The sequence below is a fragment of the Frankia sp. KB5 genome (genome assembly GCF_002099325.1).
GTDB classification, from domain to species: domain Bacteria; phylum Actinomycetota; class Actinomycetes; order Frankiales; family Frankiaceae; genus Frankia; species Frankia casuarinae.
In genome coordinates this window covers 1-9,900 of record NZ_MRUJ01000225.1, presented here as the reverse complement: position 1 = coordinate 9,900, position 9,900 = coordinate 1, and the positions used below count along the sequence as shown (strand labels likewise).

Genomic DNA, 9,900 nt, shown 5'->3' with positions numbered 1-9,900 from the left:
TCGCGGATCCGTCGTGGAACCAGCCCACCGCCCACACCTTCTTCCCCGCCCGGTGGAACAGGGTGTCATCGACGACGACGTGCAGCGGCCCGGCCGGGACGAGGCGGTCGACGACGAGCCGGGCGAGCGCCAGGCCGACCTTCTCCGGCGACCAGACCGCCCGCGCGAAAAACCGGTGCGCCCGGTCGTGCGGCCACAGCGTGGACAGGCCCGCGCCGACGAGCATCCCGCACACCGTGCGCCGCCCGCCGGTGGCGAGCATCCCCACGACGAGCGCCCGGAACGTCCGGAACGACGGCGCGGTGAAACACGGCYGGAAACCCTCCAGCAGCACCGCCAGAGAAACCGGTATCGTCACGTCCGGGAGCATCGGCGTCCAACTTTCGGGTTGGTACAGGAAACGCTGATGCTCCCGCCACCAGCCCCTCGCGCTGGCCTTCCACCCCTCCGCCACGCACCGCGATACCACCGGCAGGCACCAGGGAATCATCCACCCGAAAGCAATCGGGAAAATTATCCAGCCGTTGCCAGACACTGATCTGGATCAAGAAAACTGCGAAACTCTAGCTGGAAGCGAAGCTACGCGGCTGGYTGGCCGGAGATTCAGCCGAGGCTCCCCTGGTGGCAGAAGTCCTATTGGAAGTTCTGAGCGAAGCGCGAACGCTCCTACACACCAATTACGTACTCAAAGTCGGCGCGGCAGATCAATCCTGAATTTAATTCGGCCCAGCGAGGTTAGGCGCCGATCTGGATTGGATATTGGACTATATGGATGGTCGCTATACCCGACATGCATGGCGCCCCCCATGATGTGCCGCTCACCGTTGCCGTAGGCGTCCCGGGCCGGGTTGAGGTCACTCCCCGGTCCGGGTCGTCACCACGGCCAGCGAGGGAGCGCGGATGCCCGGGACGGTGTACGGCTACATCAGGACGGAAGACKACGACGAAGCCGAGGTAGACCGCCTGCATGATCGGCTCGGTTCCCACGCCGCCGCCGGGGGCCAGGCCCTCGCCGATGTGTTCGTGGACCGGAACATGCCGCCGGGCCAGCTCATCCGCCCCGGCCTCACGCTGCTACTGGATGCGGTCCGGCGCGCGGACGGTGCCATCGTCATCGTTCCCGACCTCTATCACCTCTCCTCGCTCATTGCTGCACGGCGCGCAATCGAAGCAGAAATCAGTGAGGCCGGTGCGCGGCTGATTGCGACCGCGGCCGCCGGCGACGACGTCGGGGCTCAGCCGTCGTGACGGCCCCGGCGACCTCRACGAGCGCACGCCCACGCCTGGCGCGCTCGTCCACGGTCCGGCAGTTCGAGGCCACGGCCAAGACGGTGAGCGCGGCCCGCCAGCACACCACGGCGACGTTGGCTGCCTGGGGATTGGCCGCAGTTGCRGATACGGCGGAACTGCTGGCCTCGGAGCTCGTGACCAACGCGTGCCGGGCGTCGGCAGGCCGGAGCGGCGTGATCGCCATGCGCCTGACCCGCACGGACGCCGATTTGGTCATTGAGGTCYGGGATGCCAACCAGACCGCGCCGGTGCGGCGAAAGCCTGGAGACGACGCCGAAGGTGGGCGCGGGCTTTTGCTGGTGGACGCCCTGAGCGCCCGGTGGGCGTACTACCGCCCCCGCTCCGGCGGCAAGGTGGTCTGGTGCAGCCTGCCTCTGGCGGCCCCGGCCCACGTCCTCCCCGAGGACGCCGAACCGCTACCCCACCGTCCGGCCTCATCCGGCCCCGCCCAGCCCGCCGAGGTCTTCACGGACCTGGTGGTGCTCCGGCGGGTGGCTGACGGCCTCCGCGCGCTGGACTGGGACCTCCCGCCGGGTGAAGACGCGCGGCCGTGACCGCACCCGGCCGCCGCCACCTCTGGTCTGGGTGCGCTCGGGGCCGGAGGATGGAGGGGACGGCCGCCGATCATCAAAGGAGTGCCATGCCCTCGCGCGACACCGCCGTTTCGCTCCGCACCTTCGACGGCCTGCACCTGGCCGGAACCCTCGTGACGCCGGAGGCGACGTACGAACGGGCCGCGGTTCTGGTCCACGGCGGCGGGGTAACCCGGGAAGAGGGCGGCTTCTTCACGCGCTTGGCCGCCGGGCTGGCGGAGGCGGGAGTGGCCTCGCTGCGCTTTGRCCTCCGGGGCCACGGGGAGAGCGAAGGCCGCCAGGAGGAGACGACGCTGACGGCGCACCTCAACGACATCGCGGTGGCGCTGGCGCGGGTGCGGGAGGACACCGGGGCGCAGGTCATCCACCTGCTTGGCACCAGCTTCGGCGGCGGCTTGACCGCCTACTACGCAGCCAAGCGGCCGGAGGAGCTGGCCCGGCTGGTGCTCCTGAACCCTCAGCTGGATTACAAGAACCGGTACGTGGACCAGAAGCCGTACTGGCACGGCGACTTCTTGGACGACGAAGCCGCCGCCCGACTGACCAAGGACGGCTTCATCCACCACTCCCCGACGGTCCGGCACGGCCGGGCGATGCTCGCGGAGGTGTTCTGGATCAGGCCGATTCAGGTGGTTGCCGAAATCGCCGCGCCCACCCTGATCGTCCACGGCACCAAGGACACCTTCATTTCGGTGGACGCCTCCCGGGCGGCGGCTCCCCGGTTCCAGGCGGAACACCAGCTCGTGGAGATCGAGGGCGCGCAGCACGGCTTCGCCGTCCACGAGGACCCCACCTACGTCGACCCCCAAAGCCAGGAGTGGCAGGCCTTCGTCATCCGCACGGTGGCGGACTGGCTCACGGCGGGTTAGACCAGCAGGGCGGCGCGCAGTTGCCGGGGGCCGGGCCGGGTCTGCCAGGGCGTCAATATCTGGGCGGCCCGCGTCAACTCCCGGGTGGTGCGGCTGGAGCCGGTGGCCGTCGCCAGCCGCAGGGCGGTCAGGCCTTCCTCGGCGGCGGCGTCAGGCTCGCCGCCTAACGCATGAGCGACAGCCCGGCGTGCTCTGTAGTAGCCCTCGTCCCGGCGGGACAGCGCGCCGGTTGCCAGGACTTCGCCGTAGAGGGTCGCGGCGCGTCCCGGCTTTCCCGCCTCGATGTAGCAGGTGGCCGACCGCAACAACCAGGTTCCTTCGTCGTACCCGGCCCCCAGGGAATCCGGGTCGTCGTCGGCCGCCCCCAGCAGCGCGCGAGCTTCGTCAAGCTTCTGCTCCACGACGCCGATGGGGTCGCCGGTCATCGCCAGACCGCGTGCCTCCTGCTGCGTGACCTCTGCCTGAACCCGGGGCGGCAGGTTCCACGGCCCGTAGCGCGCCGCCTGGGCGAGGGTAAGCACCCGCGTCGCGTCACGGTCCTCATAGGCGGACTGGGACTTACGAAGCAGGATGTAGCCCTGCATTGGCAGGTCCCCGGCCTCCTGCGCCCACTCCATCGCCCGGTCGTACCAGTAGGCCGCCGACGTAGCGTCGTGCAAGTCGCGGTAGAGCCAGCCCGCGAACTCTGCCCCGTCTGCCCCGACGCTGAGGAGAGCGCGCCGCACCTGGGGGCGGACATCCCGGGCGCGGGACTGGATGGCATCGAGGACGCCCAACACCAGGGGCAGCGCCCGGAGCGGCCCCATCTGGCCGTCGTTGGCCTTGCACCGGGTGAACTGCTGGCCGCAACAAAACGGCGAAGTCTAGTGCATGATGTGATGTAAGACACTATCGATCGGGCGTCCTGGCGGTCCGCGTCCCGGTCCCTGGCGGCTCGTTGCGGGCGCGTTCATCACGTGATGATCGATGCCGTGGAGGGCCGGCCGCCTCCGGCCCTCCGCCTGGGCGGACCACAGGAAATGGGCTGGCGACATTCTACTGATTTCCGCGAAACGCCGGATTGTCCGGCGTCAGGCGGGTATCATGAAAGGGAATTGAATAGGGCGGCCCGGGACGGTGCTGGAACACCAATCCCGAGCCTTGATCCCAAATCCTGCCTGAACAGGAGAGTGGAACCCATGGCCATGATGCCATACGGGACGATCGGTGATAGCCGGTCCCGGTTGAATCTGGTGTTGCAGGCGCATCCGTCGGAGGATGCGGAGATTCAGTTGCCGAAGCACACCCGGTACGCCGCGTTGCGGCCGGTGCTGCTGCTGCCGGGCGGGGTGCAGGTGATGGTGGACCCGAACGCGCCGTTGGACGTGGCGGGCAAGTGGTGGGACTCGCTGACGCTGGCGGGCACGATGGCGGCCCTGTGGTACCGGGCACAGGTCTCCGGCTTCCCGGGTGGTCGGCACCGCCGGGACGGGGGCCGGTGATGGCCGGCGGCGTGGTGCGGGCGCTGAGCTTCACCCGGCACACCGGTCCCGGGGACAGCGCCGAACAGCGGGAGGTCTTCACCTCGGCGTGCGTGGCGCGGGGCTGGACGACCGGTGGTGCGGTGCGGGAGTTCGGGTCGGGGCTGCGGGCCTGGTGGGCGGCGCTGCGCCTGGTCCGCGCGGGCCGGTATGACGTGGTGGTGGTCGACAGCATCGACCGGCTTGCCGAGACGGAAGCGGGCCGGTTGGCGACTCTGGAGATGCTGCGCTGCGCGGGGGTGCGGCTGCTGGTGGCCCGGGACGGCACGGACACGGCCGATCCGGTCGGCCGTGAGCTGGTGGCCTCGCTCCTGGCCGTGTAACGCTGCGTAACACCCGAACGTGCCGGTAACCCGGATCACGGTTACCGGCCGTTCCCGTGTGTCCAGGCACGCGCCGCGCGACGTGGGATCACGTGGGCCGCCTGACGTCGGCGGTGCCGGGCGTGGGTGGCGGCTTCCTGCGGGTCCGGCACCGCCCGTGCCAACCTCCGGGGAACCTGTCTTCGGCCCTCCCGTTTTTTCGTCCCATCCCCCATGGGTGCCGCTCGTAGCGGGCTGGTGGCGGTGTCAAGGGTCGCCCGTAGGGTGATCGGCTTGCCGACGGGCGTAGCCCGCCCTTGATGGCGTCGCCAGGCCGTTAGACCATTCGGCCCAACGGGGAATGGGCATCCTCGGTGAGCCGCCGTGCGACGCGAACCCACCCGGCTGCGCCCGGCAATCCGGCGTTCCTCGGGTCTCGCGGCTCCTGGGCGTAGCCCCTCGGATATGGGCCGCCCGTAGGGCGTCCTTCTCTACGGTGCGAACAGACCCTCCGGTACGCGGCGGGTGGCCTGACGCTCCGACGGGCCGACGCACCGACACCCCCGGCGGGCCGACGCACCGGCGGGGAGCCGACCGAAGGGAGGCGGGGCCCCGCCGCGTGCGGCGAGCTCGCCGGGCGTGGCGAGTGCGGCGCGCACGGCGTGTGCGGCAGGGCGCACGCGCGCCCCGTAGGGGCGCCTTGAGGCGGTACAGAACATTAGCGACGATCTTGTTCAGTTCGTCCGTCCTGGTCAGGAGGCCGGCTCCCCGATGGGGGTCAGCGTGTTGTCGGGGTTGTCGAGCCAAGGAGTCTGACCTGTGGGTGTGACGGTCAGGCCCAAGCGGGTGTTGTCGGGTCGATCGAGGTCGAGCCACCAGCGGTAGGCGACGTCCACATCCTCCCAGAGGCGGCGGGGCCCCTCGTGGTAGACGCGGTGCTCGTCGTCGCCGGGGAGGATGGTGGCCCATGAGCCAGAGGCGGCGTGTGAGAGCAGTACGACACCGTCCAAGGGTCTGAGTCCGACGTTCCATCCCGGAAGGAGGAGCCCGAGGGCGAACGCTGCGGAGAACTCGGTGAACGGCTCGGTATGAAGAGTCCGGGTCGTGGTGACGCTGATGCCGTCCGGGTCTTCGTCGTAGTAGGCCGCGCTTGCTGGGCTGAACACTCGCCATAGTGGTTTTTCGTCTCRCTGGTTGCGGAGTCGCATGAACGACGCGCCGCCGTGGAAGCGGCCGCGTGCGCAGCCGTCGTTTCCTGTGGTCAGTGCGAGGAAGGCGCCGCGCCCGAAGCCTCCGACGAACGGGAGGACTATTTTTCCTCCGGGCTGGGTCTGCTCGACCCAGGCATACGGTACGTGCAGCGTGCTCGCGGTGCAGATGATCCGCTGGTAGGGGGCGTGTTCAGGGTAGCCAATGGTGCCGTCTCCAGTGATCACACTGACGGGCAGGCCTGTTCTGTGAAGAGCCTGCCGTGCGTGCTCGGCGATTTCCTTATCTACCTCAATCGTTGTCACTCGTCCAGGGGTGACCTGCTGCGCGATCAGTGCGGCGTTGTAGCCAGTGCCGGCACCTATTTCTAGGACGTTCATGCCCGTCTGCACGTCGAGGAGGTCGAGCATCAGGGCCATGACGTCCAAGGAACTGGACGAGCTGGTGGGGGTCAGACCCTTGCCGTCTTGTAGCTCCCCGTCGTCGACCTGGGTTATGATCCAGCTTTCGGATTCGACCAGGTCATGCCATTTTCCAGGGTTGTCGTGGCGGTCGACGGGGACTGCCCAACCGTCCTCGTCGTACGTCCAGATCACATCTGGGATGAAGTCCGYGCGGTTCACACTGTCCCGCTTCCACGGCAGACTCCGCATGTCTTGGTCTCCCCCGCGCTGTTGCCGTCCCTGCCGTCACCTCCGACAGTGACTGTCCCGCGTCCGTTGCACCGCGTGCAGGTCTGTGGTTGGCGATGGCGACCACCACCGGAGCTTCCCGAGTCGTCGCTGTCTCCGCCGCGATGTTTTCCCATGCCAATCTCCCGGTTGACTGGTATATGTACCGAAATAAGGTGCCGAGATCACGCAAGATCATGCGGACGCACCGAGGTTACTGCTGTTCGGCAGGGGTATCTCATATATCTTTACTGTTAAGCAAAGACCGAGCTTGCTCGGCTAGATCGGCCGCCCCGGGATGGTCTACGGCATGAAGCACTCGGCTCAGTTCGGCGACATGGCTCCCGGCAACTGCGGATGGGATTGGAGTTGCCGCTATCGCCTCACGTACAAGGCTGATTGCTGCGTCGTGATCTCCGGACTTCGCATAGGCAACCGCAAGGGTTGCCTGATGCTCCAGCCGATCGCGCGGCATATCATGATCGATCTGTGCGACCGATGACGTCAGGTGAGAGATAGCGCCGCGAGGATCTCCGTAATTGATCATTGCGATGCCAGTGAAGTAGGCGATGGTGTGCGTTCCTGCCCAATAGACATAAGGAGGATCTTCGTCGGGCTGGGCCTGCGAGATGTGCTGTTGCGCCTGATCGGCGGCAGCTTGGGCTGCGTCGCGATCCCGGGCGCGACCGTTCGCACTGGCGAGCTGTCCGGCGAGGATTGCTCTTTCAGTATGGGTGAGACGTTCACGCGACCCTGCCAGGGCAGAACGTAGTAGCGCAATGGCGGTGCGCGGATCATTCAGGTCGCAGGCTTGCCCGGCCATGCAACGCAGGATGTTGGCGCCGATGCCTGGAGCGTCAGCTTCGCGGGCAGCACGCAACCCGACCAAATACAGCCGCTGCGCACCTCCGTGGTTCCCCGCATCCTGGCTGCTCCAGCCGGCGAGTCTGGCTAGCTCGGCGGCTACGGCGTAGAGCCCGCGACCGTTGGCCTGGGTGTAGCTGGCGTTGCGTAGCAGGCCGACAACCAGGCGGAGTTGTTCAACGACCATGCCGTAGACGGCTTGCCCGCCAAGTTTGTCGTCGAGTCGGCGCAGCGCATCGACCGTCGTTGTCAGATCGGCTACTACTCCGGTGTCCACCTGTCGGCCGGTCAGTGCTGCTGCGATCCGGCCGGGGTCGGCGATGAGCCATTCGTGGGCGGTGGCGGCGAGCGCGGCCCCTGAAAGGGTGAGGAACTGGCGACGTTCCAGCGGGTTACTGGGCATGGTCACCTCCTCTAGCGCGGAGGTCAGCCCCTCCCGGGTCCAGAGGCGTTCGAGGCCGACGTTCGCGGGTTGGCCYCTTCTATGGTGGCGGACGGATCGCCGAGCCGCTACCGGGTTTGCTGTGACGGTGGTGTCACCGAACCCGAGGTCGGCGGGGGCGGCGCCGTAGATCTGGGTGTAGGCCTGCCGATAGCGGGGGCCGGGGTAGCTGGTGCCGCGTTCGTGTTCGCCGATCATCTGGAAGCTGGCGGCGGGAGGCGGGCCGTCCGGGAGCCGGAGTGTGCGGATCTTCGCGGCGGCCTGCTCCAGGGTGAGGCCGTGGGCGCGGCGGTGCTCGCGGAGGGCCTGCGGGTTCCAGCCGGGATGGCGTGTGGGTGTCATCGACCCGCCCCCTTGTCGTCGTCACCTGATCATCGCGGTGTGTCACACGGTAGCTGATGATGCGACGTTTCCTCCTGCCTGGGAGGTGAATCGCCGGTGCGGAACGGAATTTGGGCAGGCCGGTCGTTAAATCGTGTGCTGGCGGATCGTTAAACCTGTTGTTGCGCGGGCTCGGGTCCGGTGTCCCGGCAACGGATCGGCTGGGCTCGGGCGGTGTCCGTGCTGTTACAGGAAGAGGCCTGGTCCGCCGGTGTTCTGGCCACGCTCGGGGCGTGCATCCGCTGTCATTCCGACTTTCCACGGGATGGACTGCGTGTGGCGGTTCTGGTCGGGCTTGGGGTCGTCCCCCCGGCTGGGGCTGTGGGGAGCATCGGTGTCATGGCCGCCTGGTGGTCGGGGGGCCGGTGTTTCCGCGGCGGCTCCGGGTGGTGCGTTCCGTCGGATCACACATCTGCGCTGTTCGGGGCCGCCGTTTCTCGTTCAGCCCGTTCGGATGAGGGGGTGGGGATGCGGGATGGGTGGATGCGCCGGTGGGTGGCGGGTCTGGATTTCGAGCTGCCGGTGTGGGGCCGGGAGCGGTTGGCGTGGCGGCGGGTTCTGGTGACGCGGCGGTGGAGGTCGCGCCGTTGGGCTTCGCCACTGCGGCTGTCGGGGTGGGGGTGGTGCTGCGGCAGGCGGGCTGGCCGGAGGGTCCGGCGTTGCTGTTCTCGGCTGCCGAGTGGCGGGTGTTCCTGGCCGGTGTCCGCGCCGGTGACTTCGACGATCTGACGGCTTCGGGAGGTGGCAATGAGGGATGAGGACAGAGAGGACATCGACGATGACGACGGCTGGGGGTGGGATGACGACGACGGGTACGAGTACGGGTCTGGTGCGGATGGTGAACGCCCGCGACGTGATCACGCCTTCGGGGGTGTGGGCGTTGGTGATGCCGGGGGTTCAGGTGGTGGCGCCGTTCGTGGACCTGCGGACGATGGGACGGTACGCCGGGAGCTGGGGGATTTCGGCGACGGAGTACTGGGCGTTGCCGTTCCTGGGCCGCGGGGTGGTTGCCGTTCTGTGACGGAGCCCGGTCCTGGGGACGGTGGCGTGAGCGGGTCGGCGGCGGTGGTGGCCGGGGGGTGGGAGTTCCATACGGGGCAGCTTCCGGAGTTCCTGCTGCGGCGGTGTGACGGTCTGATCGTCGGTCTGCTGCCGGAGCCGGTGGAGGCGGACGGTGAGGCTCAGCAGATGTTGCTGTCCGATCAGATGCAGGTGGACGAGGACATCATGGTGGGGGCGAGCATCGGGATTGCGCAGCTCGGCCCGGTGGGGCTGGTGGTGCTGCATCGCCGGTTCACGTCGCTGATGGCGGCGCGGGTCGCGTGGGCGGTGGGGACTCGGCTTCGGCGGGCGAGGCTCGCGGCCGGTGAGTCGCCGCGGGTCGTGATGGCGGGGTCCAAGCCGAACCCGGATGTGACTCCGGAGGGGGTGACGTTCACGTTGCATCGGGTGCGGGTGCGTGATCATGAGGTGGTCTCGCTGATCGAGGTGTGGGAGGTGCACTTTCCCGCGCTGGTCCTGGCGGCGGGAGAGGACTCCGCGCTGTTGTAGGCGGTGGCCGTGTCGAGCTGGCGGCCCTGAACGTTCCGGTCCTTCCCCTCGTGGCCGGCGTTCGGGGTCGCCGTTGTCGTGTTTGCTGGTTTCAGCCCGACCGGTTCGGGTATGGTGGGTCTTGGTATTCGAGGGGCTCCGGTCCCTGCGCCATGTAAGGCAGTACGCCACATCGCGAGTCGCCACATAGAGCCGCCTGGGAGCGGCA

General features: G+C 68.2%; 12 protein-coding genes. 8 read left to right on the top strand and 4 right to left on the bottom strand.

Annotated elements, in window-relative coordinates; translation table 11 throughout:
* The coding region (locus tag KBI5_RS19730; RefSeq protein WP_241883030.1) for a transposase at window positions 1-358 on the bottom strand (358 nt) is incomplete at its 3' end.
* 542 nt (window positions 359-900) lie between these two features.
* On the opposite strand from KBI5_RS19730, the gene KBI5_RS19725 reads away from it, so the two are divergent.
* From KBI5_RS19725 to KBI5_RS19715, 3 genes are all read left to right on the top strand, one after another.
* Window positions 901-1,248: a recombinase family protein gene (locus KBI5_RS19725; protein WP_085016083.1), complete on the top strand. Its 348-nt coding sequence runs from the start codon at window positions 901-903 to the stop codon at window positions 1,246-1,248.
* Window positions 1,245-1,844: an ATP-binding protein gene (locus KBI5_RS19720; RefSeq protein WP_085016082.1), complete on the top strand. Its 600-nt coding sequence runs from the start codon at window positions 1,245-1,247 to the stop codon at window positions 1,842-1,844. Before KBI5_RS19725 ends, KBI5_RS19720 begins: the two co-directional genes overlap by 4 nt.
* Window positions 1,845-1,930: 86 nt before the next feature.
* Entirely contained in the window at window positions 1,931-2,752 is an 822-nt protein-coding gene (locus tag KBI5_RS19715; RefSeq protein ID WP_085016081.1) for an alpha/beta fold hydrolase, read from the top strand.
* On the opposite strand, the gene KBI5_RS19710 is transcribed toward KBI5_RS19715, so the two are convergent.
* A complete protein-coding gene (locus KBI5_RS19710) occupies window positions 2,749-3,558 on the bottom strand; it encodes a hypothetical protein (protein WP_198537828.1) in 810 nt (269 codons plus the stop codon). The two genes, KBI5_RS19715 and KBI5_RS19710, sit on opposite strands and share 4 nt — an antisense overlap.
* 372 nt (window positions 3,559-3,930) lie before the next feature.
* Here KBI5_RS19710 and KBI5_RS19705 point away from each other — a divergent pair, with 372 nt between their 5' ends.
* A complete protein-coding gene (locus KBI5_RS19705; protein ID WP_085016080.1) occupies window positions 3,931-4,233 on the top strand; it encodes an energy transducer TonB in 303 nt (100 codons plus the stop codon).
* Window positions 4,233-4,595 (top strand): recombinase family protein, encoded by a 363-nt coding sequence (locus KBI5_RS19700; protein ID WP_085016079.1) that lies wholly within the window; start codon window positions 4,233-4,235, stop codon window positions 4,593-4,595. The genes KBI5_RS19705 and KBI5_RS19700 overlap by 1 nt, the downstream gene beginning before the upstream one ends.
* 731 nt (window positions 4,596-5,326) lie before the next feature.
* Here KBI5_RS19700 and KBI5_RS19695 read toward each other — a convergent pair.
* A complete protein-coding gene (locus KBI5_RS19695) occupies window positions 5,327-6,406 on the bottom strand; it encodes a methyltransferase domain-containing protein (RefSeq protein WP_241883029.1) in 1,080 nt (359 codons plus the stop codon).
* Window positions 6,407-6,692: 286 nt separating this feature from the next.
* Window positions 6,693-8,102: a helix-turn-helix transcriptional regulator gene (locus tag KBI5_RS19690; RefSeq protein WP_085016077.1), complete on the bottom strand. Its 1,410-nt coding sequence runs from the start codon at window positions 8,100-8,102 to the stop codon at window positions 6,693-6,695.
* 584 nt (window positions 8,103-8,686) lie between these two features.
* On the opposite strand from KBI5_RS19690, the gene KBI5_RS19685 reads away from it, so the two are divergent.
* Genes KBI5_RS19685 through KBI5_RS19675 form a run of 3 tightly spaced genes read left to right on the top strand, consistent with a single transcriptional unit; the run spans window position 8,687 to window position 9,692 of the window.
* On the top strand, window positions 8,687-8,899 hold the full coding sequence (locus KBI5_RS19685) for a DUF397 domain-containing protein (RefSeq protein ID WP_116289967.1): 213 nt from the start codon (window positions 8,687-8,689) through the stop codon (window positions 8,897-8,899).
* 20 nt (window positions 8,900-8,919) lie between these two features.
* Window positions 8,920-9,162 (top strand): hypothetical protein, encoded by a 243-nt coding sequence (locus KBI5_RS19680; RefSeq protein ID WP_198537826.1) that lies wholly within the window; start codon window positions 8,920-8,922, stop codon window positions 9,160-9,162.
* A gap of 26 nt (window positions 9,163-9,188) precedes the next feature.
* Window positions 9,189-9,692, top strand: coding sequence for a hypothetical protein (locus KBI5_RS19675; protein WP_085016075.1), 504 nt, complete (start codon window positions 9,189-9,191; stop codon window positions 9,690-9,692).
* Window positions 9,693-9,900 lie beyond the last annotated feature (208 nt).